The organism is Rugamonas apoptosis (genome assembly GCF_014042355.1).
GTDB classification, from domain to species: domain Bacteria; phylum Pseudomonadota; class Gammaproteobacteria; order Burkholderiales; family Burkholderiaceae_D; genus Rugamonas; species Rugamonas apoptosis.
The window spans coordinates 34,463-57,625 of the sequence record NZ_JACEZU010000005.1 but is presented as its reverse complement, the minus strand read 5'-3'; the positions used below and the strand labels follow the sequence as shown (position 1 = coordinate 57,625).

General features: G+C 61.5%; 18 protein-coding genes. 8 read left to right on the top strand and 10 right to left on the bottom strand.

The genetic code is table 11. From position 1 onward, the window contains the following. Positions 1-53: 53 nt before the first annotated feature. Complete coding sequence (locus H3H39_RS11390; RefSeq protein ID WP_182153510.1) at positions 54-689, bottom strand: AF_1327 family membrane protein; 636 nt, start codon at positions 687-689, stop codon at positions 54-56. 89 nt (positions 690-778) lie between these two features. Here H3H39_RS11390 and H3H39_RS11385 point away from each other — a divergent pair, with 89 nt between their 5' ends. Continuing rightward, positions 779-1,819 (top strand): AraC family transcriptional regulator, encoded by a 1,041-nt coding sequence (locus H3H39_RS11385; protein WP_182153509.1) that lies wholly within the window; start codon positions 779-781, stop codon positions 1,817-1,819. Between the two features lie 14 nt (positions 1,820-1,833). On the opposite strand, the gene H3H39_RS11380 is transcribed toward H3H39_RS11385, so the two are convergent. Further along, positions 1,834-2,502 carry a DNA alkylation repair protein gene (locus H3H39_RS11380; protein ID WP_182153508.1) on the bottom strand — a complete coding sequence of 223 codons (669 nt, stop codon included), beginning with the start codon at positions 2,500-2,502 and terminating at the stop codon, positions 1,834-1,836. 429 nt (positions 2,503-2,931) lie between these two features. Between H3H39_RS11380 and H3H39_RS11375 the strand changes: the two genes are divergently transcribed. The 4 genes from H3H39_RS11375 (at position 2,932) to H3H39_RS11360 (ending at position 8,579) form a co-directional block, all read left to right on the top strand. Next, positions 2,932-4,215 carry a dicarboxylate/amino acid:cation symporter gene (locus tag H3H39_RS11375; RefSeq protein WP_182153507.1) on the top strand — a complete coding sequence of 428 codons (1,284 nt, stop codon included), beginning with the start codon at positions 2,932-2,934 and terminating at the stop codon, positions 4,213-4,215. Positions 4,216-4,253: 38 nt separating this feature from the next. Then, positions 4,254-5,249: a porin gene (locus tag H3H39_RS11370; RefSeq protein WP_511263548.1), complete on the top strand. Its 996-nt coding sequence runs from the start codon at positions 4,254-4,256 to the stop codon at positions 5,247-5,249. Between the two features lie 83 nt (positions 5,250-5,332). Next, on the top strand, positions 5,333-7,243 hold the full coding sequence (locus tag H3H39_RS11365; protein WP_182153505.1) for a sensor histidine kinase: 1,911 nt from the start codon (positions 5,333-5,335) through the stop codon (positions 7,241-7,243). Next, positions 7,236-8,579, top strand: a complete 1,344-nt coding sequence (locus H3H39_RS11360) for a sigma-54-dependent transcriptional regulator (protein ID WP_182153504.1) — start codon at positions 7,236-7,238, stop codon at positions 8,577-8,579. Before H3H39_RS11365 ends, H3H39_RS11360 begins: the two co-directional genes overlap by 8 nt. 63 nt (positions 8,580-8,642) lie before the next feature. On the opposite strand, the gene H3H39_RS11355 is transcribed toward H3H39_RS11360, so the two are convergent. The 6 genes from H3H39_RS11355 to H3H39_RS11330 form a co-directional block, all read right to left on the bottom strand. After that, entirely contained in the window at positions 8,643-9,419 is a 777-nt protein-coding gene (locus H3H39_RS11355) for a peptidylprolyl isomerase (protein WP_182153503.1), read from the bottom strand. Between the two features lie 103 nt (positions 9,420-9,522). Then, positions 9,523-10,302 carry a peptidylprolyl isomerase gene (locus H3H39_RS11350; RefSeq protein ID WP_182153502.1) on the bottom strand — a complete coding sequence of 260 codons (780 nt, stop codon included), beginning with the start codon at positions 10,300-10,302 and terminating at the stop codon, positions 9,523-9,525. Positions 10,303-10,416: 114 nt separating this feature from the next. Beyond that, complete coding sequence (locus H3H39_RS11345) at positions 10,417-10,689, bottom strand: BolA family protein (RefSeq protein ID WP_182153501.1); 273 nt, start codon at positions 10,687-10,689, stop codon at positions 10,417-10,419. Next, positions 10,686-11,315 carry a septation protein A gene (locus tag H3H39_RS11340; protein WP_182153500.1) on the bottom strand — a complete coding sequence of 210 codons (630 nt, stop codon included), beginning with the start codon at positions 11,313-11,315 and terminating at the stop codon, positions 10,686-10,688. Before H3H39_RS11340 ends, H3H39_RS11345 begins: the two co-directional genes overlap by 4 nt. Positions 11,316-11,338: 23 nt before the next feature. Next, positions 11,339-11,737 carry a peptide-methionine (R)-S-oxide reductase MsrB gene (msrB, locus tag H3H39_RS11335; protein WP_182153499.1) on the bottom strand — a complete coding sequence of 133 codons (399 nt, stop codon included), beginning with the start codon at positions 11,735-11,737 and terminating at the stop codon, positions 11,339-11,341. 8 nt (positions 11,738-11,745) lie between these two features. Beyond that, the gene (locus H3H39_RS11330; RefSeq protein ID WP_229217993.1) at positions 11,746-13,140 is read right to left on the bottom strand and encodes a protein adenylyltransferase SelO; all 1,395 of its coding nucleotides are present in this window, start codon (positions 13,138-13,140) and stop codon (positions 11,746-11,748) included. A gap of 296 nt (positions 13,141-13,436) precedes the next feature. Here H3H39_RS11330 and H3H39_RS11325 point away from each other — a divergent pair, with 296 nt between their 5' ends. Next, positions 13,437-15,086 carry a 3-(methylthio)propionyl-CoA ligase gene (locus H3H39_RS11325; protein ID WP_220461520.1) on the top strand — a complete coding sequence of 550 codons (1,650 nt, stop codon included), beginning with the start codon at positions 13,437-13,439 and terminating at the stop codon, positions 15,084-15,086. 55 nt (positions 15,087-15,141) lie between these two features. Here H3H39_RS11325 and H3H39_RS11320 read toward each other — a convergent pair whose 3' ends face one another. Continuing rightward, entirely contained in the window at positions 15,142-15,717 is a 576-nt protein-coding gene (locus H3H39_RS11320; protein ID WP_182153498.1) for an NnrU family protein, read from the bottom strand. Between the two features lie 211 nt (positions 15,718-15,928). Here H3H39_RS11320 and H3H39_RS11315 point away from each other — a divergent pair, with 211 nt between their 5' ends. Next, on the top strand, positions 15,929-18,016 hold the full coding sequence (locus H3H39_RS11315) for a 3-hydroxyacyl-CoA dehydrogenase NAD-binding domain-containing protein (protein WP_182153497.1): 2,088 nt from the start codon (positions 15,929-15,931) through the stop codon (positions 18,014-18,016). A 281-nt stretch (positions 18,017-18,297) separates the two neighbouring features. Beyond that, positions 18,298-21,267, top strand: a complete 2,970-nt coding sequence (locus H3H39_RS11310) for an EAL domain-containing protein (RefSeq protein WP_182153496.1) — start codon at positions 18,298-18,300, stop codon at positions 21,265-21,267. A gap of 64 nt (positions 21,268-21,331) precedes the next feature. Here the strand turns inward: H3H39_RS11310 and H3H39_RS11305 are convergent, their stop codons facing one another. Next, positions 21,332-23,035, bottom strand: a complete 1,704-nt coding sequence (locus H3H39_RS11305; protein WP_182153495.1) for an MFS transporter — start codon at positions 23,033-23,035, stop codon at positions 21,332-21,334. Positions 23,036-23,163 lie beyond the last annotated feature (128 nt).

The following is a 23,163-nucleotide window of genomic DNA, read 5'->3' as shown; positions in this document are numbered from 1 at the left end:
AGAAAACGGCCCCGTTTCGGCGACGAAACGGGGCCGTTTTTTTTACGCTATGCTCAGATCCAGTGCAGCACGCCCGCGAACAGGGCCAGCCCGCCGGCCACGGTGGCGCCTAGTCCGGCCACGACGGCCACCTGGCGCGTGCGCGAGCGCATATCGTGCACCAAATAGGCGACGACGAAGAAGGGCATGTAGCCCACCAGCCAGATCAGCCACGGCGTGCCCACGTTCCAGCCGGACCATTCCCAGGTGAGGGCGCCGATGTGGTTGAGCCAGTATTCCACGCCCACGCACAGCACCGAATTCCCGGCCGCGATCACCCAGCGGTTGTTGATGCCGAAAATCTTCGCGTTGGCGTCGGCCGGCAGCATGCGGGCCGCGTACAAACCCATGATGGCGAACATGAAGGTGATTTCCACGTTGAGGCCGATCAGGATCACGTAGGCCGAACTGCCCGGCGTGCCCCAGGCGGGCGCGAAGCCGGAAAAGTGGAACAGCAGGCCATTCCAGATCTCGTTGATCCAATCCATCAGCCAGAACGCCACGCCGGCCAGCACCACATTCCAGCGGCGGGCGGCGGCCTGTTCACCGTAAGCCTGGATCACCAGCAGCAGCAGGGGAATCACATACCACTGAAAATGCGACGCGTTACGCACCAGCGCTTGTGCCTGGGCGGCGGAATCTGCGATCATGTTGTCTCCTTTTTATGAAAACTGGATTGTAGATACCGCGATCGGCGCTGGCTTGACCACGCAGGTCAACTTTTTTGACAATTTAGGCCATGCCCGACCACATTCGTGTACTACCTGCCACCGCCATGGGACTGACCGGCAGTGTGCCAGGTGCCTATGTGCGCCTGTTGTTCGACTATCTGGCGCGACAAGGCGCGGACGCCGCCGTCATCCTGGGCGAAGCGCCACCGCCACCGGAGGCGACCCCGTCTTCCTATCCCGCGTTGCGCTGGGCCGGCATGCTGGCCGCCGCCGCGCGCCAGTTGCATGATCCCGCCCTGGGCTTGCATGTGGGCGCCAGCATCACCCCCGCCCACCTGGGGCCGCTAGGGTACGTGCTGCTGGCGTCGCAGTCCGTGCTGGCCGCCTTGCAACGGTATTTGCGTTACCAGCGGCTGGTGCATGATGTGAGCCCCGTGCGCACTTATGCGGCCGAGGACAGGCTGATCCTGGAATGGAGCGATGAATCGCGCCATATCGGCTTGCTGGCCAACCAATGCGGGTTGGCGGCGCTGGTCCAGTTCGCCCGCGACATTACGGACAGCGATGTCGATCCGGTGGCCATCCACTTCGTCGAGCCGGCGCCGGCCGACGTGGCCCCGTATGCGGAACTGTTCCGCTGCCCGGTCCTGTTCGGGCAGAAGGCCACCCGCGTCTGTTTTCCGGCCAGCCTGCTGGAGTTGCCGCTGCGGCGTGCCGATCCGGCCCTGGTGGCCATGCTGGAGCGCCAGGTAGAGGCCAGTCTGGCCGCCATGCCCGGCCCCGACCACCTGCTGCAAACCGTCAGGCGCTGTATCTCCAGCCATCTGCTGGACGGTGAATCCATGCTGGATCAGGTGGCGCAGGAATTGCACGTGTCGGGCCGGACGTTGCGGCGTTGGCTGCACGCGCGTGGCTGGAGTTTCAGGAATTTACTGGAAGACACCCGGCGCCGGCTGGCCGAGCATTATCTGCGCGACACCCAATTATCGCTGCCGGAAGTGGCCTTGCTGTTGGGGTACTCCGAACAAAGCGCCTTTAATCGTGCATTCCTGAACTGGTCGGGCGAGACGCCGCGGCGCTGGCGCCTGGCTGCGCGACAGGCCGTCTAGCGTCACCCCGGAAGTCAGCCGAGCTTGAGGTGCTTGTTGGCCTCGCGGTAACTTAACGGCGACAACAGCCGCTGTTCCGTGAGCAGGAAGGCGCGCACTGCGTCGGGATCGTGGCGCGCATAGTCGCGTAACGCCCAGCCGATCGCCTTTTGAATAAAAAACTCCCGTTCCGGCGCCAATGTGCGGGCATACCTGAACAGGCGTGCGCGGTCGGTCCGGTCGCGCCAGCCCAATTGATGCAGCAAGGCGATCCGCCGCAGCCACATATTCGGGCTGGATAATGCGTCGTCCATCCCCGCATGGCCGCCGTCGAGTATATCGCCGATAATGGCGGCGAACCCGTCCACGGTATCCCACCAGGATTTATCCTGCGCCAATAATAGCAATTCCGGAATCTGCTCGACGCCCAACTCCTTATGCCACATCGCCAGCATATCCAATGCCGCGTATTGATATTCACGCTCTGGCAAAGCCCATAATTGTTTTGCCAATCCCATTAAATGCGCCGCACCACTGCCTTTTAATTCCTTGAAGCGCTGGTGTAATAACGTGCGCCGTAGCGGCGTGGGAATGCCGAGGAAAATGAACTGGTCACGCATATAGGCGCGCATCGGCGCCGCGCGGGCGGCTTGTGCGTTTGCCGTGAGTATTTTCCGAATCTCATCCAACGCGCGTGTGGTCATGGTGCCTGCTCAGTGCCGTGGTGGCGGGGAATGCGCGGGAGACGCATTGCTAACCTGCGTAGCAGTATAGGCGAACTGGGCGCAGGCCGGGCAGGCGCCGGCCATCATGCTCGATCCTGGCCTGGACGTGCCAGGAATTAGCGTAACGGGCCCGTTCCGGCCGTGACCGCTCGTACGGCCAGGCTGGCTTTCCAAGTTCTCATACAAGCCTTTTTGGTCCATTCCAAGGATTGATACCAATTGGCGGCCCAGCGCCCGCTGCTAAAGATATTTATCCTTATAGAACAAAGGTTTAGCATAAATGCCATCTTGTTGGGGCAGCAGGCACGCCGATTGCTATTACCCCCACCAGACCAGACAGAAGGTCGCCATTGAAAACAACGGAACAGGCCCAAGACGCCGGTTCCACCCATAGGCCGGAGGAACGAAATGAAAAAACAACGCCCGTTAACCATCTATATCTTGATTGCGATGGTGCTAGGCATCCTGGTGGGTTACGCCTGCCATGAAACTTTCCCTGAACAGAAAATCACCAGCGATATCGCCGCGCATATCTCGATTGCGACGGATGTATTCCTGCGTTTAATCAAAATGATTATCTCGCTGCTGGTATTTTCCACGCTGACGATTGGTATTGCCCATATGGGCGATGGTAAAGCGGCCGGCCGCATCGGCGCTAAAGCCATGAGCTGGTTCATTATCGCCTCGCTGGTTTCGCTGACGCTGGGCATGCTGCTGTCCAATTTCATGCAATTGGGCGCCCACCTGGGCTTGCCATTACCGGCGGCTGATGCGTCCACCGGCTTGAAAACGGCGGCATTCACGCTGAAGGACTTCGTGTCCCACATGGTGCCTAAATCGCCGATCGAGGCGATGGCCAACAATGAAATCCTGCAAGTGCTGGTATTCGCCATCTTCTTCGGCAGCGCCTTGGGCGCCATGGGCGACTCGGGCCGCAAACTGACGGCTGTGATCGACCAACTGGCCCAAGTCATGCTGCGCATCACCGGCGCCATCATGAAACTGGCCCCTCTGGCCGTGTTCGCCGCCATGGCGTCCGTCGTGACCACCAACGGCCTGGCCATCCTCGGCACGTTCGCCAAGTTCATGGGCGGTTTCTACCTCGGTCTGTTCTGCCTGTGGGCCTTGCTGATCGGTGGCGGTTTCGTCTTCATCGGCCGTCGCGTATTCACCCTGATCGGCCTGATCCGCGAACCTTTCCTGCTGGCATTCTCGACAGCCAGCTCGGAAGCGGCGTATCCTAAACTGCTCGACGCGCTCGACAAATTCGGCGTGCAACGCAAGATTTCCAGCTTCGTGCTGCCGATGGGTTACTCCTTCAACCTGGATGGCTCGATGATGTACTGCACCTTCGCCGTACTGTTCATTTCCCAGGCTTATGGCATCGATCTGTCGATCGGTACCCAAATCACGATGCTGTTGCTGCTGATGCTGACCTCCAAGGGCATGGCCGGTGTGCCACGCGCTTCGCTGGTGGTGATCGCCGCCACCCTCAACCAATTCCACATCCCTGAAGCAGGCCTGTTGCTGCTGATGGGCGTCGACCAGTTCCTTGACATGGGTCGTTCGGCCACCAACGCCGTCGGTAACGCGGTGGCGACGGCCGTGGTCGCCAAGTGGGAAGGAGCATTGCATGACCCGCAAGAAGCCAGTGAGGCCAACGTGGCTTCTGCACACATTCGCAGCGCATAACAATTACATTTTTTTCGGAGAGACTAATGAAAGCAGCAATCAAATCGGCAACCCTCAGCATGATGGCCCTCGGTATGGTATCGGGCGCGGCCGTGGCCCAATCCAACGTGACCGTCTATGGCGTGGCTGATGCTGGCCTGGTGTTCGAGCGCGGCGGTGCAGCCGGCAGCGTGAGCAAAGTCACCAGCGGTGTTGCCTCGGGCTCGCGTCTGGGCTTCAAGGGTACGGAAGACCTGGGTAGCGGCCTGGCCGCCAACTTTGTCGTGGAAAATGGCTACGGCATCGATACCGGCGCGGCCGGGCAGGGCGGTCTGCTGTTTGGTCGTCAGGCATGGGTCGGTTTGTCCGGCCAGTTCGGCGCCGTGGCCCTGGGCCGTCAGTACTCCCCATGGTACAAGACGGTGCGCGACGTTGCTGACCCGTTCAGCGACGGCCTGGCCGGTGCCGGCACCAACATGCTCGCCGCCAACACCCGCGTCGACAATATGGTGAGCTACGCTTCGCCCAAGCTGGCGGGCTTCTCGGCTGAGCTGGCCTATGGCGCCGGTGAAGTGGCTGGCGACGCGTCGGCTAACCGTACCATGGGCGCCAGCGCGACCTACAGCCAGGGTCCGTTGACCGTGGTGCTGGTCCACCACCAGCGTGAAAACCCGACCGCCACCGCACACTTCCGCAATACCTTGCTGACGGCGCGCTACATGTTTGACAACCACATCACGGGCCACGTCGCCTACGCCGTGAACCGTGACCTGGCTGGCAACGAAAGCAAGGATACCTTGCTGGGCGGCACCTACACCTTGGGCGCCGGCAAGTTCATCGCCTCGGTGATCAACCACCAGGACGACTCGGTGGCGAATCTGGACGCGCGCCAATACGCCGTGGGCTATGTTTACTCCCTGTCCAAGCGTACGGACCTGTATACTGCCTACGGTCACGTCAACAATCGCAACGGTGCGAGCTTCAAGATTGGCAATGCTACCGATAGCGGCTCGGGTGTCACGGGCGTCAATCTGGGTATGCGTCACGTCTTCTGAGGTCTGGTGCCGCTTGCTCCGGCAAGCGGCACGGCTCCGGTCCAACCGTGAGCCGCGCCGCGCCGGATCTTGAAGAAAGCACTATGCCTGCAGAAGTCACAACTGAAACCGCCGGCCCCGGGCGCTCCGGACGCGGGCGGTGGACTGGCCGTACCATCCTCGGATGGAGCCTGGTCGTCGCCGTGGGTTTGGCGCTGGCCGGGCTGGCCTATTGGTGGGCACAGCGCATCACGGTCGCGCGGTTGCAAGATAGTGGCGCACAACGGCTGGAAGTCTATGCCGTGAGCCTGGAGAACTTGCTCAGCAAATACGATTTCCTTCCTAGTACGCTGGAGTTGAGTGATGATGTGGTTGATTTGCTGCAGAAGCCGGAAGATCCGGCACTGCTCGCCGCCGTCAATCATCACCTGGAACGCCTGAACAAGCAGGCCGGTTCCACCAGCATCTACGTCAGCGACTTACATGGCATTACACTGGCCGCCAGCAACTGGCGTGAACCCGGCAGCTTCGTCGGGGATAATGTCGCCTTTCGACCTTATGTACGCGATGCCTTGCGCGGCAAGCCAGCTGGATTCTACGGCGTCGGCACCAGTTTGCGGGAGCCTGGCTATTTCTTTGCCCACGGTATTTACCGCAATGGACGGATGCTCGGCGTGGCCACCGTCAAGGTCAATATCGAAAAGCTGGAACAGACTTGGATACAGGGCAACGACAAGGTCTTGCTCAGCGATGAGCATGGCGTGATCTTCCTGACCTCCGTGCCCGCATGGAAATACACCACATTGGCGCCCTTATCAGCGGCGGTGCAGCGTGAACTGGCCGCGACCCGCCAATACTTTTCGCATGCGCTGCTGCCACTGGATATTCATTCTTCGCCGGCGCACGAGGAAGGGGTGCAGTTTGTCACGATCCGCCCGTCCGCCAGCGGAGCCGGGGCGGATAGGTCGCGCCGGATGCTCAGCCAGCGGCTGTCGCTGGCCCCACGTCATTGGCAGTTTATCTATTTATCGGATTTGAGCCCGGCCCGCTCGAATGCGCAGACGGCGTTCTTGCTCGCCTGCCTGCTCGAAGGCTTTTTGATCGTGTTGTATCTGTACGTACGTCAGCGTCGCCGCAGCCTGCGGCTGAAACTCAAGGCCAGGGAAGATTTGCAGCATGCCTACGATAACCTGGAACTGATGGTGGCGGAGCGTACCTATAACTTGAAGCAGATGACACGCAACCTCAGTGACGAAATCGCTGTGCGCCAGCGGGCCGAAGACAAGTTGCGCGTCACCCAGAATGAACTGGTGCAGGCCGGCAAGATGGCGGTGCTGGGCCAAATGTCGGCGGGCATTACCCATGAGTTGAACCAGCCCTTGACGGCCTTGCGCACCATGTCCGACAACGCGGCCGTCTTGCTGGACCGCGGCCGGATCGATGACGCGAAAGCCAACCTGGGCGTCATTTCCCAGATCGTGGCCCAGATGGGCACGATCACGGGCCAATTGAAGGCCTTTTCACGCAAATCGGCGGGTCACATGGCGCCCGTGGCGGTCCAGCCGGCCATCGCCAACGCCTTGTTCCTGGTGCAGCGCAGGCTGGAGCAGGAGCAGGTCGCATACCGGCTGGAAGCGCGTCATCCTGACGCCTACGCCTTATGCGAAGGCAACCGCCTGGAACAGGTGTTGGTCAACCTGTTCAACAATGCGCTCGATGCCATGGCTGGCGTGCCTGCCCGTCAATTGACGGTGGGCATAGACCGCCAGGCTAACCGGGTGCTGATCAGTGTGGCCGATACCGGCCCCGGGATACCGGACGAGGTGCGCGCGCATTTGTTCGAGCCGTTCTTCACCACCAAGGAGCAGGGCGCCGGCCTGGGGCTGGGCCTGGCCATTTCCGAGGGGATCGTGGTCGACTTCGGTGGTATATTGAGGGCCGATCCGGCGCCGGGCGGCGGCGCCGTATTCACAATTGAATTACCTATTTCAAAGCAGGGAGCGGTGCATGGTTGATGGATTGCAGGTGTTGTTGGTCGAGGATGATGCTACGGTACGCGCCGGCAGTGTCCAGGCCCTGCAACTGGCCGGGTTGGAGGTGCAGGGCTACGCGTCCGCCGAACCGGCGTTGAAGGCGCTGACGCCGCACTTTCCCGGCGTCGTCGTGACCGACGTTCGACTGCCGGGCATGAGCGGTCTGGAACTGTTGACGGCCGCCAAGGCCATCGACGCGGAATTGCCCGTGATTCTGGTGACGGGGCATGGCGACATCAACATGGCTGTGCAAGCCATGCGCGACGGCGCCTACGATTTCATCGCCAAGCCGTATTCATCGGAACAGCTGGTGGAGGTGGTGCAGCGCGCGCTGGCCACCCGCGGCCTGATGCTGGAAGTACACAGCCTGCGCCGCAAGCTGGCGCAAAGCGCGGGTATCGAAGCGATGCTGCTGGGCGAATCGCCGGCCATGCGCGAGCTGCGCCGTTTGATCCTGGACCTGGCTGACGAACCGGCCGATGTGCTGGTGTTCGGCGAGACGGGCACGGGCAAGGAGATGGTGGCGCGCAGCCTGCACCAGCACAGCATCCGCAGCAAGCATCATTTCGTCGCGATCAATTGCGGCGCGATCCCGGAGAATATCTTCGAAAGTGAAGTGTTCGGCCATGAATCAGGCGCTTTCACCGGCGCGGCCAAGCGCCAGATCGGCAAGATCGAGCATGCCGACGGCGGCTCCCTGTTCCTGGACGAGGTGGAAAGCTTGCCGCTGGCCATGCAGGTCAAGCTGTTGCGCGTGCTGCAGGAACGCTACGTCGAGCGGCTGGGTTCGAACCAGCCGGTGCCGGTGGACGTGCGCATCATCGCGGCCACCAAGGTGGATTTGAAGGAACTGTCGGATCAACATAAATTCCGCAGCGACCTGTATTACCGCCTGAACCTGATCGTGCTCCATCTGCCGCCGCTACGTGACCGGCGCGAAGACATTCCCCTGTTGTTCGAGCATTTCGTGCTGGGCGCTGCGGCGCGCTACAAGCGTGAAGTGCCAACCATGTCCGGCCCGCTGATGCAGCGGCTGATGGCGCATACCTGGCCCGGCAATGTGCGGGAATTACGCAATATCGCCGACCGTTTTGTGCTGGGCCTGTCCAGCGGCGCCGATGGCTTGCTGGCCGCCGCGCCGGCCGCGCCGCTGGCCTTGCCCGAACAAGTAAGCCGTTTCGAGCGTGCCTTGATCGAGCAGGAACTGCGCCATTTCGCCGGTAACGTCGCCGAGGCTTGCGTGACACTGGGCCTGCCCAAGCAAACCCTGTATCACAAGATGCAGAAATACAATCTGGTGGCAGAAGACTTCAAATAGTCGCGGCCATAAAAAAGCGCTTCACGAGGAAGCGCTTTTTCAGATCGGATGAGCGTAGCCAGCTTACTGGATCTTGGCTTTCTTCATCAGTTCGTCGCGGTAAGCGGCGATCTTACGCTGTTGCAGCGATTCCGCCACCTGGCCTTTGACTTCTTCCAGGGCCGGCAGTTTCACGGCGCGCGAATCTTCCAGCTTGATCACGTGGTAGCCGAATTCCGTCTTGACGGGGGTATCGGTGGTCTGGCCATTCTTCAGGGCCACCATGGCGTCGGCGAAAGGCTTGACCAGCTTGGCAGGGGTCATCCAGCCCAGGTCGCCGCCGTTGTTGGCCGAACCGTCTTTCGATACTTTGGCCAGCTCTTCGAACTTGCCGCCCGCTTTCAGCTTGGCGATGATGTCCTTGGCTTCCGCTTCCGTGCCCACCAGGATGTGGCGCGAGTGGTATTCCTTCTCGCCCATGGCCGCCTTGTACTTGTCGTACTCGGCCTTGATGTCGGCATCCTTGACCGGGTTCTTCTTCACGTAGTCAGCCAGCATGGCATTGATGATGATGCTCTGGCGGGCGTTCTCGATGGCGGCCTTGACGTCGGCGTGGGTGCCGAAGCCTTGCTTGTCCGCTTCCTGGATCAGCACTTCGCGGCCGATCAGGTCTTTCTTGACGGCTTCGCGCAGTTGCGGCGAATCCGTTTGCTGGCCTTGTGCCACCACTTGCTTGACGATCTGGTCGACGCGCGATGCCGGAATGGCCTTGCCATTGACGGTGGCGGCATTTTGCGCGAATACCGGCGCTGCAGCTACAGCGATCAGGGCTAACAACAGGCGTGCTGGCTTCAAAATCATTATCAAATCCTATAAAAATACAAGAAATCGCGCCTGGCGGGCAGTGCGCATAGTTGGACGCAGAATCAAAAACGGCGCCCAGTGGGCGCCGGAGACGACTATATTACTGAATCTTTGCTTTCTTGACCATTTCTTGTTGGTAAGCTTGCAGTTTCTTCTGGGTCAGCGCTTCCGCGATCTGTGGCTTCACTTCTTCCAGGGTAGGCAGCTTGGCAGGGCGGATATCGTCCACCTTGATCACATGGAAACCATTTTCGGTCTGCACTGGCTTGTCGGTGAACTGGCCTTTTTGCAGGGTCACGAACGCGCCCGAGAATGCTGGCGGGAACGACGATGGGGTGGCCCAGTCGAGGTCGCCGCCGGTCGCGGCGGAGCCGGTGTCTTTCGAATTCTTGGCCAGGTCTTCGAACTTGCCGCCCGCTTTCAGCTTGGCGATCACGTCATTGGCTTCAGCTTCGGTGCCCAGCAGGATGTGGCGCACATGGTATTCCTTGTCGCCGGCTTGCTTGGCGAAGCGGTCGTATTCAGCCTTGATGTCGGCGTCCGACACAGGGTTCTTCTTGACGAAGTCGCCAACCAGGGCGTTGATGATGATGGCCTGGCGTGCGTTTTCCAGCTGTTGCTTGACGTTGGCGTCTTTCGCGAAACCTTGCTTTTCCGCTTCCTGCATCATCACTTCGCGGCCGATCAGGTCTTTCTTGATCAGTTCACGCAGTTGTGGGGAATCTTGCTGCTGGCCTTGCGCGACCACTTGTTTGACGACGGCGTCGACGCGCGAAGTAGGAATAGCCTTGCCATTGACGACAGCAATGTTTTGAGCAAATGCAGGTACAGCGGCAACGGCGAGAAGTGCAATCAGCAAACGGGCTGGCTTGAAAGTCATTATTAATTCCTGTAAAGGGAAAGTTTAAGCTAAAAAGTGTTGATTCAGGTTAGACAGTCATTGTGTCGTCATGTTTCAAGACTATGCTGCGTCCAACCTAAACCTTGCGCTACATCATACTTCGGATGGTGCCAGTGCGGTAATGGCCAATGCATGAATTTCTTTATGCATCATATCGTGCACGGAATCATACACGAGTCGATGTCGCATGACGAGTTTGATCCCCTCGAATCGGGCGGAAACAATCCGCACCGTGTAATGGCCGCCACCGGAGGCGGCGCCGGCATGGCCGGCATGCATCGCGGAATCGTCGCCAAGCTCGATTTCCAAAGGGGTCAGGGCCGCCTGCAGGCGGGTGCGGATCATTTCCAAACGTACATCGCTCATGCTTCATCTTTCATGTGTTTCGACAGATACAGAGTTTGGCCCACGATAAAGACAAACATGATGGACGTGGAACCGAAAGCCTTGAAACTGACCCAGGCGCCGGTATCGCCCTTGAACAGGACGAAGGCGACGAACAGATTCAAAAAGCCCATCGCCACGAAGAAACAAATCCAGGCCAGATTAAGCCGGTTCCAGATCACGTCCGGTAAATGAATGATGTGTTCCATGGATTTGCGCATCAGGTTCTTCTTGAACGCGAGTTGCGACACCATCAGGCCGATGGCGAAGCACCAATAAACAATGGTCAGCTTCCATTTGATGAAGTTATCGTCGTGGAAGTAAATGGTCAGGCCGCCGAAGAATATAAACATGAACAGCGACAGCCACAGGACGAAGTCGACTTTGCGGCCGCGCAGCTTGATATACACGATCTGGCCCATGGTGGCGAAAATACCGACCAGGGTGGCGATAATGATGGGCGATTGGGCCGCCGTCACTACGCCGCCGGAAACCAGGGCACTCATATGGGTATTGATAAAGTCTTGCGCCGCGTCGGCATGGCTGCCCGCCAGTTTATAGGCGGCGAAGAACATCAGCAGCGGCAGAAAGTCGAACAGGAATTTCATGGTCTTATGGTGGTGGCGGTGGATCAGGTTTCAGGGTCAAAACGCAGTGAAGCGGAATTGATGCAATAGCGCAAACCAGTGGGCGGCGGGCCATCGGGGAAGACATGCCCCAGATGCGCGTCGCAGACGGCGCACAGGATTTCGGTGCGCAGCATACCATGGCTACGGTCGACCTTCTCAGTCACATTGGCCGGATCCAGCGCTTCGAAATAGCTGGGCCAGCCACAACCGGAGTCGAACTTGGCGTCCGAGCGGAACAGCGGCGTATCGCAGCACACGCAGGTATAGATGCCGGCTGCGTGATGATCCCAGAATTTGCCCGTGAAAGCGCGCTCGGTGGCGGCATGGCGCGTCACTTCGAACTGCATCGGGTCCAGCTGGGCGCGCCACTCGGCCTCGCTTTTGCTTACTTTGTTGGTCATGATGATCCTCAGGAAGAACAGCTCACTTCAAGGTGGCTTGCCCAATCCGGCGGCAAGGCGGCATAGTGTTCGTGCTCTGGCTGTTCGTCGTATGGACGCTGCAGAACTGTCAGCAAGCGTGCCACTTCAGTAAAGTCCTTATTTTGCGCCTTTTCAATGGCAAGCTGCGCAAGGTAGTTGCGCAGAACATACTTCGGGTTGACTTTGTCCATGGCGCTGCGGCGCGCCGCGTCCTCGCTGCCCTCCGCAAGCAGGCGGGCGCGGTATTGCGCGGCCCAGGCGTCGAACGCGGGACGGTCCAGGAACAGGTCGCGCAAGGGCGCGTCGGCGCCAGGTTCGGCCACTTTCAATTGGCCCAGGGTGCGGAAGAACTGGGTGAAATCGACGCTGTTCGCTTGCATCAGCGTAAACATCGCATCGAACAGGGCTTGATCGCTTTCCTGCTCGGTGGCCAGTCCCAGCTTGGCGCGCAACAGCGCAGAGATTTTCTCCGCGAACGCGGGTTGATAGACGTCCAACGCCGCCTGGGCCGCTTCCACCTCGCCGATCAGGGGCAGCAAGGCCTGGCCCAGGGCATAGCAATTCCAGTGGCCGATCTGGGGTTGCATGGCGTAGGAATAGCGTCCTTGCTGGTCCGTGTGGTTGCAGATGTGCTGCGCATCGAACGCTTCCATGAAGCCGAACGGACCGTAGTCCAGCGTTTGGCCCAGGATGGACATATTGTCGGTATTCATCACGCCGTGCATGAAGCCGACCGCTTGCCAGTGGGCGATCAGGTGCGCCGTGCGGCGCGTGACTTCTTCCAGCAAGGCTTGATAAGGGTTGGCTGCGGCACGCAATTGCGGATAAAACCGGTCAATCACGTAATCGGCCAGTTGTTGCAGCTGCTCGGTCTTGTCCTGGTAGAACCAGTGTTCGAACGAGCCGAATCGGACGAAAGTGGGGGCCATACGGACCACGACGGCGGCCGTTTCCGGCGTTTCGCGCATCACGCCCTGGTCCGAGCCAGTCACCGACAAGGCCCGCGACGTAGGGATGCCCAGCGCATGCATGGCTTCCGAGCACAGGAATTCGCGGATGGAGGAGCGCAGCACGGCGCGGCCGTCACCCATGCGGGAATAGGGCGTCAGTCCGGCGCCTTTCCATTGCAACTCCAGTGGGCCATCGGCACCGTTCACATTGCCCACCAGGATGGCGCGGCCATCGCCCAGTTGCCCGGCCCACACGCCAAACTGGTGGCCGGAATACACGGCTGCCAAAGGCTGGGATTGTTCCGGTACCAGGTTTCCTGTCAACAAATCGACATAATCAGCCCGGCCCAGTTGTGCCGGGTCAAGGCCGGCCAATGCGGCGGCCGCGTCGCTGACCCCGACCAGATAGGGCGAGGGGAGCGGCGTGGGCATCAGCCGCGTGTAGAAGGCGGGAGGCAAGGACGCAAATGAATTGTCCAGCGGCAGTTTAGCGGCAGTAATGGTAATTCCAGTCGATGGTCATAGGTATACAAAAAAGGCTGTTGGATTTTACCCCACAGCGCCAATTCTATTGGGGCGCGGCGCAAAAACGCATGCCGCTTACATTCGGTAACGCACAAGACGCCACAGGTCAGGATGTTTATTGCAATGCAACATTGAAATGCATTGACGGATTTCCGGGCGGCGTTTCAAACTTGAACGCAAGTCCAATCTCTCCAGGAGTGTCGATGTCCTATCCGCAAAGCCCCGTCATGGGGCAAATGATGAACCAGCCGTTGCTGATTTCCAGTATTGTCGAATTCGCTTCGCGCCACAATGGCGGTGCCGAGATCGTCTCGCGCCGGGTCGAAGGCGATCTGCACCGCTATACCTTCCGCGAATGTCACCAACGTTCGCGCCGGCTGGCCAACGCCTTGCAGGGCCTGGGCGTGAAGATGGGCGAACGGATCGCGACCTTGGCCTGGAATGGCTATCGGCACCTGGAAGCGTACTACGCCGTGTCCGGTTCCGGCGCCGTATTGCACACCATTAATCCGCGGCTGCATCCGGAGCAGGTGGCCTACATCATCAATCATGCGGAAGACCAGTTGCTGTTCTTCGACCTGACCTTCCTGCCCGCCGTCGAGATGGTGGCGGCCCACTGCAAGATGATCAAGGGCTATGTCTTGATGACGGACCGCGCCCACATGCCGGCCGACAGCAAGATCCCCAACCTGATGTGCTACGAAGATCTGATCAATTCGCACTCGGATGACTACACCTGGCCGCTGTTCGACGAAAATTCCGCCGCCACGCTGTGCTACACCTCCGGCACCACGGGCAATCCCAAGGGCGCGCTGTATTCCCATCGCTCCACCGTGCTGCACGCCTATGCGTCGGCCTTGCCGAATGCGCTCAACGTCACCTCGCACGACACGGTATTGCCGGTGGTGCCCATGTTCCACGTCAACGCCTGGGGCTTGCCATACTCCGTACCGCTGACGGGCGCCAAAATGGTGTTCCCGGGACCGGCACTGGACGGCAAATCCCTGTACGAACTGTTCGAGAGCGAGCGCGTGACCATGTCGGCCGGTGTGCCGACCGTCTGGCTGGGCTTGATCAACCACGCCTTGCAGAACAAGCTGAAGTTCTCCACTTTCCGCCGCACCGTGATTGGCGGTTCGGCCTGTCCTCCCGCCATGATGAACACGCTGATCGATGATTTTGGCGTGGAAGTGGTGCACGCCTGGGGCATGACGGAAATGTCGCCGCTGGGCACGGCTTGCGTGTTGTCGAGCAAGCACAAGGACTTGCCGAAGGAGGAGCAGCGCAAGATCCTGCAAAAGCAGGGCCACGCCATCTTCGGTGTGGACATGAAGATCGTGGACGACGATGGCAAGGAATTGCCGTGGGATGGCGTCGGCTATGGCCACTTACTGGTCAAGGGGCCGTGGATCATCAGCCGCTATTTCAAGGACGAGGGCGGCGATGTGCTGCAGGACGGCTGGTTCCCGACCGGCGACGTGGCCACCATCGATCCCGACGGCTACATGCAGATCACCGACCGCAGCAAGGACGTGATCAAGTCCGGCGGTGAATGGATAAGCACGATCGACCTGGAAAACATAGCCATGGCCCATCCTGCCGTCATGCAGGCGGCCTGCATCGGGATCTACCATCCGAAATGGGATGAACGGCCGTTGTTGGTCGTCGTGCGCCGGCCCGCCCAGGATGTCAGCCGCGATGAGTTACTGGCGTTCTACGAGGGCAAGATCGCCAAATGGTGGACGCCGGATGACGTGGTGTTCGCCGATGCCTTGCCGCTGGGCGCGACCGGCAAGGTACAGAAGAATAAGTTGCGGGAACACTACAAGAACCACAAGCTGCCCACCGCTTGACAAGGTTCCCACCGCTTGATGCAAGCGCCCCGGCCCGACAGCCGGGGCGCCGCCATCAATAGGGCCGTACGCCGATCAGCCAGCCGTGCAGCAGGAAGGCGAACACGGCCCAGCCGGCCAGCCCGGCCACCACCGTGGTCACGGTCGCGCCCGTTGTACCGGCCGGATAGACCGTCCCTTCGGCGATATCGCGCCGCCGTGCGGCCCGGAAGCTGAGGATGGCCCACAGCAGGAAGCTGCCAAACAGCACCACGTCATGCAGTTTGCCGTTGGCCAGCAAGTGGGCCAGCGCCCATACTTTCACGCCCAGCACCATCGGATGGTGCAGCCGGGCCTTGATGCCGTTGTGGGGAATGTCCTTTGCCGTCAACAGGATGAAGGCTAGCGCCGTCAGCAAACCGGCCACATGACGCATGGCGACAGGCGGCGTCCACAGCACCACCGGGTTTTGCCGGGCCAGGCCGAATCCCCACACCAGCACAATGAATCCCGCCAGCGACAACAGGCTGTAGCCCGCCTTCCACTTCGCGGCACCCAGTCGCGCGCGCGTGGCGGTGCGCCAGTCGTCGGCCACGATGCGCACGGAATGCACGCCCAGAAACAGCACCAGTCCCAATATCAATATCGCCATCGTTTTCCCTAGTCTTGTGTGGTTGAGTGGCGATGGCGACAGGGCGCCGCCATCCCGTTTCAGCAATATTGATTATACGTACACTACGGCACTGGCTTACAATCTCCGCTGCCCTCCACGCGCAAACAAAAAAAATAATACGACCGTTCTTTTTCTGGGGTATAGTTAGATTTTTGCAGCAAGCCCGTTACCCACACAACAAGGAAGAGACATGACCGCCGAATATCAAGTCAACGGTTCCGTTGCCGTCATCACCCTGAACAATCCGCCCGTCAATGGCCTGGGCCTGGCCACGCGCACGGCCGCCGTGGCCGGCATCAAGCAGGCGCTGGCCGATGACGCCGTCAAGGCCATCATCATCACGGGCGCCGGCAAGGCGTTCTCCGGCGGCGCCGACATCAAGGAATTCAATTCGCCCAAGGCGCTGGCGGAACCGAGCCTGCATACCCTGATCGCCACGGTAGAGAACTCCACCAAGCCGGTGATCGCCGCCATCCACACGGTCGCCATGGGCGGCGGGCTGGAACTGGCGCTGGGTTGCCACTACCGCGTGGCGATGCCGGGCGCGCAGATCGCCTTGCCGGAAGTGAAACTGGGCCTGCTGCCGGGTGCCGGCGGCACGCAGCGTCTGCCGCGCGTGCTGGGCCTGGAAATGGCGCTCAACATGATCGTGTCCGGCACCCCGGTGGTGTCCGACAAGCTGGCCAAGACGGCGCTGTTCGATGCAATGCTGGCCGCCGATGCCGACTTGCTGACCGGCGCCGTAGCCTTCGCCAACAAGGTGGCCGATGCGCGTCCGTTGCCGAAAGTGCGCGATCGCAAGGTCGACTATCCGAACCACGAAGCCTTCCTGCAATTCTCGCGCAATACGGTCAAGGCCATGTCCGGCCCGTTCCCGGCGCCGCTGGAGTGCGTGGAAACCGTGGGCGCGTCCGTCACCATGAAGTTTGAAGATGGCCTGAAGTTCGAGCGCGACCGCTTCCTGCACCTGATCCAGACCACCGAGTCGAAATCGCTGCGTCACGCCTTCATCGGCGAGCGCCAGTGCAGCAAGGTGCCGGACGTGCCTGCCGATACGCCAGTGCGTGCCATCAAGGCGGCGGCCGTGATCGGCGCCGGCACCATGGGCGGCGGCATCGCCATGAACTTCCTGAACGCGGGCATCCCCGTCACGCTGCTGGAAACCAAGCAGGAAGCGCTGGACAAGGGCATGGCCACGATCCGCAAGAACTACGAAAACACCATGAAGAAGGGCAAGCTGACGCAGGAGAAGTTCGACCAGCGTATGGCCCTGCTGGGTGGCACCTTGTCGTATGAAGCCATCGGCCAGGCCGATATCGTGGTGGAAGCCGTGTTCGAGGACATGGGCGTTAAGGAAACCGTGTTCCGCAAGCTCGATGAAGTGATGAAGCAGGGCGCCATCCTGGCCAGCAACACCTCCACCCTGGACGTGAACAAGATCGCCAGCTTCACCCAGCGCCCGCAGGACGTGATCGGCCTGCACTTCTTCAGCCCGGCCAACGTCATGAAGCTGCTGGAAATCGTGCGCGGCGCCAAGACCGGCAAAGATGTGCTGGCCACTTCGCTGGCGCTGTCCAAGAAACTCAAGAAAACCGGCGTCGTCTCCGGGGTGTGCGACGGCTTCATCGGCAACCGCATGATCGAGCAATACAGCCGCCAGGCCGGCTTCCTGCTGGAAGAAGGCTGCCTGCCGGAACAGGTGGACAAGGCGGTCGAGAAATTCGGCTTCGCCATGGGGCCGTTCCGCATGGGCGACCTGGCCGGCAACGATATCGGCTGGTACATCCGCAAGCGCCGCTATGTGGAATCGCCAGAGATCAGTTATTCGAAAACGGCCGACCTGCTGTGCGAAATGGGTCGCTTCGGCCAGAAGACTTCAGGCGGCTGGTACGACTACAAGGCTGGCGACCGCAAGGCTTATCCATCGGAAGTGGTCAATGCGATGATCGTCAAGCACTCGGCCGATATCGGCGTGGCGCGCCGCAAGATCAGCGACCAGGAAATCGTTGAGCGTCTAGTGTTCGCCATGGTCAATGAAGCGGCCCTGATCCTGGAAGAGGGCATCGCCATGCGCGCTTCCGATATCGACATGGTCTACCTGACCGGCTATGGCTTCCCGCTGTTCCGCGGCGGCCCCATGTTCTACGCCGATACGGTGGGCCTGCCCAACGTACTGGCCGCCATCGAGAAGTATGGCCGTGGCCACCACGGCGAAGCGTGGAAACCAGCGCCGCTGTTGCTGCGCCTGGCTGCCGAAGGCAAGACCTTCAACGGCTAAGCAAGCAGATCGGGCCACCCGCCTGGGTGGCCCGCGCCGGGACGGGCGCCATGCCACGGTCCCGTTTTTTTGCTTTCCATTTCCGTTTCCCGTTTCCCAGCCTGCGCGCCAGCACGGCGCGGCTTCCATGCCGCTAGTGTTGCCGCGTTTGGACAACGGCGGCGGAAACACAGGCGCTTGCCCTCGCGCCATTGTCCCACCGTAAAAATCATGTAAGACTGGCCACAGATTCATCGCTCCCACCCATACTTGAGGGGAAGTTCGCATGCGAGTCTGGCATCATGGCTGAAGCCTCCAAACCCCGTAACGATATCAACCGGCTCAGCCTGCGCGCCCGGCTGCTGATCTGCTTTTCCGCGCTGGTGGTGCCGGCCGTGCTGGCGGCCGTGGTATCGCTGCTGATCCACGAACGCATGGCGGCCACCATGGGCGCCTATCTGGACCACGATGCCCGGATCGTCGAACTGGCCTTGCGCAGCAGCGCCGCCTTGGCCGGCGCCGGGGCCACGCCGGAAGGCTGGAAGTCCGCCACCGAAGAAGTGCGCAACAACATGCGCAGCGCGGCCCCCCTGGCCTCCGACGCGCTGCGGCAGGAAGCGCTCGATATCGGCGTGCTCAGTTATGATGCCCCGCCCGACAAGCTGGCCGCGCGCCTGGCGATGCTGACCCAGCACGCCACCGACGCCAGTGCCGGCATGGAAGCGAACCTGCGCCAGCAGCGCGCCTTGTCCAGCGTGGTACTGGTGCTGGCCCCGGCGCTGGCGCTCACGCTGGGCATGGTGCTGGCCTACGGCATCGCGCGCGGCATGTACATTACCTTGAGCGACTGCATCGCCTTCGCGCGCGATATCGCGGAAGGCAAGATCCCGTCGCGCCTCGAACCTGACAGCAAGAACGAATTCGACGTGCTGGTGGTGGCCGTCAACGACCTCATGCTCGACGCCCGCCACAATTCGCAGCTTCGGCACGAGCTCGAAAGCCGGATCGCCGTGCTGGAACGGTCCGCCGTGCTGCACGCGGCCAGCAGCCAGGCCTTGGCCAGCGGCGCCAGCGAGGAAACCATGCTGGCCGGCTTCTGTTCCGGCCTGGTCGAGACGGGTGGCTACCGCGCGGCATGGATAGGCTACGCGCGCCAGGACGCCGACCACAGCATCGAACTGGCGGCCCACGCCGGCATCGACCGCGAATTCTTCGAGGGCTTGCACCTGAGCTGGGGCCAGGATTTGCGCCGCCACGCCGCTTGCGGTGGCGCCATCCTGCTGAAAAAACCGCAGGTGGTGCGCGACATGGCCGACGCGCCCGCGTTCGCCACCTGGCGCGGTGGGCTGGTGATGCGCAACCTGGTCAGCTGCATCGCCGTGCCGCTGCTGCACGGTGGCGAAGTGTTGGCCGTGCTGGCCGTCTACGCCAGCGATGCCAGTCCCTGCAATGAAGACGAACTGGCGCTGTTGCAGGAACTGAGTCACATACTGGCGGCCGGCATGGCGCGCTACCGCGAGCTGGCCGCCCGCCAGCGTGCCGAGCAGTTGCTGGAACGGCGCGCCAATTACGACGAGCTTACCGGCCTGCCCAACCGCGCCACCCTCGAGGATGCGCTGCCGCGCCTGGCGGCCGCGGCCGACGCCGACGGCAAACGGCTGGCGGCGCTGTTCGTGGACCTGGACCGTTTCAAGGAAGTGAACGACAACCTGGGCCACAAGGTGGGCGACACCATGCTGGTGGAAGTGGCGCAGCTGTTGCAGAGTATCGCGGGCGAGGGCAATCTCGTGGCGCGCCCCGGCAACGATGAATTCGTTGTAATGCTGCAAAACCTGGAAGCAGGCGCCGATGCCGCCGTGGTGGCCACCGCCATCGTGGGGCGGCTGGCCGAGGCGCTGCCGAGCGGACCGGCGCAGGTGCGCCCCCTGGCGTCGCTGGGCATCAGCCTGTACCCGGACGATGGCGCCGTCGCGGGCGACTTGTTGCGCCTGGCCGACCTGGCCATGCAGGACGCCAAGCAGGCGGGCGGGAACACCTTCCGCTTCTTCGCGCCCGCCATGAACGCGCGCATGGCGGACCGCTTCGCCATGGAGGCCGACTTGCGCCAGGCGCTGCAAAAGGGCGAGCTGCTGATGCACTACCAGCCCCAGGTGAGCCTGGTCAACGGTGCCATCACGGGCGCGGAGGCGTTGATGCGCTGGCGCCACCCCACCCGTGGCATGGTGGCGCCCAACGAATTCATCCGGCTGGCCGAGGAAACGGGCCTGGTGCTGCCGCTGGGGGAATGGGCCATCGGCCACGTGTGCGCGCAACTGGCGCGCTGGCGCAAGGCGGGGCTGGCCGTGCCCACGGTGGCCGTCAACCTGTCGGCGCGCCAGTTCCACCAGCCCGGCCTGGTTGAGGTGGTGCGCAAGGCGCTGGCCGACAATGGCCTGACAGCGCGCATGCTGGAACTGGAGATGACGGAAAGCGCCGTCATGCACGATGTGGCGGCAGCGGCCGGCATCCTCAAGCAGTTGGCGCAGATGGGGGTGGGCGTGACGCTGGACGAATTCGGCACCGGCTATTCCTCGCTGTCCTACCTCAAGCGCTTCCCCATCAGCCATTTGAAGATCGACCGTTCCTTCGTGCGCGACGTCACCACCTCGCCCGACGACGCGGCCATTTGCAACGCCGTGATCGGCCTGGCCCACAGCATGCACGTGAGCGTGATCGCGGTGGGCGTCGAGACTGAGGGGCAGATGAATTACCTGCGCCGGCGCCTGTGCGACCAGATGCAGGGCAACCATTTCAGCAAGGCGCTGTCGGGCGAAGCCTTCGCCCAGCTGCTGACGGATGGCAAGCGGCTGCTGCTGCCGGCCGACCGCAGCCAGCGCACGCTGCTGATCCTGGACGACGAGCCCAACATCGTGCGCGCGCTGGCGCGGGCGCTGCGGCCCGATGGCTACAAGCTGCTGCTGGCCACCTCGGCCGCCGAAGCGCTGCAACTGCTGGCCGTCAACGAAGTGCACGTGGTGATGTCCGACCAGCGCATGCCGGAAATGAGCGGTACGGAATTCCTGGCCAAGGTCAAGGATCTGTATCCGGAGACGATACGTTTGATCCTGTCCGGTTATGCCGACCTGGAATCGGTGATCGACGCCATCAACCGTGGCGCCATCTACCGCTTCTTCACCAAGCCGTGGGACGACGAAGGGCTGCGGCGTTGCATCGCCGAGGCGTTCCGGCAGCAGCAACTGGAGCATGGCGCGGATGCGGTGACCAGCGTGTGAATGCGGCTCCCGGATGCAAAAAAGCCGCCATCGCTGGCGGCTTTCTAGTGTGCGGCGCTGAAACTCAGTCGGCCGCGTAGATGTCGTTGTCGCGCGTTTCCTTGACGAACAGGGCGCCGATCACCACCGTGACCAGGGCGATCACGATTGGATACCACAGGCCGTAGTAGATGTCGCCTTTGAATGCCACCAGCGCGAACGCGGTGGTGGGCAGCAGGCCGCCGAACCAGCCATTGCCGATGTGGTAGGGCAGGGACATGGAGGTGTAGCGTATCCGGGTTGGGAACATTTCCACCAGCATGGCGGCGATCGGGCCGTAGACCATCGTCACGTAGACCACCAGGATGAACAGGATCAGCACCATCATTGGACGGTTGATCTGGTCTTCATCCGCCTTGGCCGGATAGCCGGCGGCCTTGACGGCGGCGGCCGCATCCTTCTTCAGCGCCGCTTCCGCTTTCTTGCTGTCGGCATTGAAGTTCAGGCCGTCTGGGGTCATGACGGCGTTGAACGATGGGATTTCCTTGTCGCCGATCTTGATCACAGCGATAGAACCAGCAGGCGCATCCACCTTGGTGTAGGCGACCGAGCTGTTCGACAACAGGCCGGTGGCGATGTCGCACGACGATGGGAATTTTTTCTGGCCCGTCAGGTTGAACTGGAAGTGGCAGGACGCCGGATCAGCCACCACCGTCACGGGCGAGTTCTTCAGCGCCGCTTCCAGCGCCGGATTGCCGTAGTGGGTCAGCGCGCCGAACAGCGGCATGTAGGTGGCGGCGGCCAGCAGGCAGCCGCCGAGGATGATGTACTTGCGGCCGATCTTGTCCGCCAGGGTGCCGAAGAAGATGAAGAACGGCGTGGCCAGCGCCAGCGCCACGGCGATCATCAGGGTGGCGTTGACGATGTCGATCTTGAGCGTCTGCTGCATGAAGAACAGGGCGTAGAACTGGCCCGTGTACCACACGACGGCCTGGCCCATGGTCAGCCCGATCAGGGCCAGCACGACGATCTTCAGGTTGCGCCATTGGCCGAACGCTTCGCTCAGCGGGGCCTTGGAAGTCTTGCCTTCCGCTTTCATGCGGGCGAAGGCGGGCGATTCATTCATCGACAGCCGGATCCACACGGAGATGCCCAGCAGCAGCACGGATACGAGGAACGGCACGCGCCAGCCCCAGGCGTTGAAGGCGTCCTCGCCGATGGCCTTGCGGGTACCCAGGATCACCAGCAGCGACAGGAAGAAGCCCAGCGTGGCCGTGGTCTGGATCCACGAGGTGAACGCGCCGCGCTTGCCGTGCGGCGCATGCTCGGCCACGTAGGTGGCGGCGCCGCCATACTCGCCGCCCAGCGCCAGCCCTTGCAGGATGCGTAGCGAGACGAGGATGATGGGCGCGGCGATGCCGATCGCTCCATAGCCGGGCAGCAGGCCGACAATAAAGGTGGAGCCGCCCATGATCAGGATGGTGATCAGGAAGGTGTATTTGCGGCCTATCATGTCGCCGAGGCGGCCGAACACCAGCGCGCCGAACGGGCGCACGATGAAGCCGGCCGCGAACGCGAGCAGGGCGAAGATGAAGGTGGTGGTCGGGTCGCCGATGAAGAACTGCTTGGCGATGATGGAAGCGAGCGAACCGTACAGGTAAAAGTCGTACCATTCGAAGATGGTGCCCAGCGAGGACGCGAAGATGACCTTGCGCTCCTCCGGGGTGATCGCGCCAGCCTTGGGAGGCGATTTGCGCAGATCGGCGTTGGTGCCGGATGAAACTGCCATGATTAGTCTCCTGATTTTATTGTGCTTTTTTATGTTGTTCTACATTAGCTGACGGAATACAACATTGTCAGCATGGTTTCAGTCTGAGCGCTTAACCTTACGGCAAGCTTGCACCAAACTTACGTCAA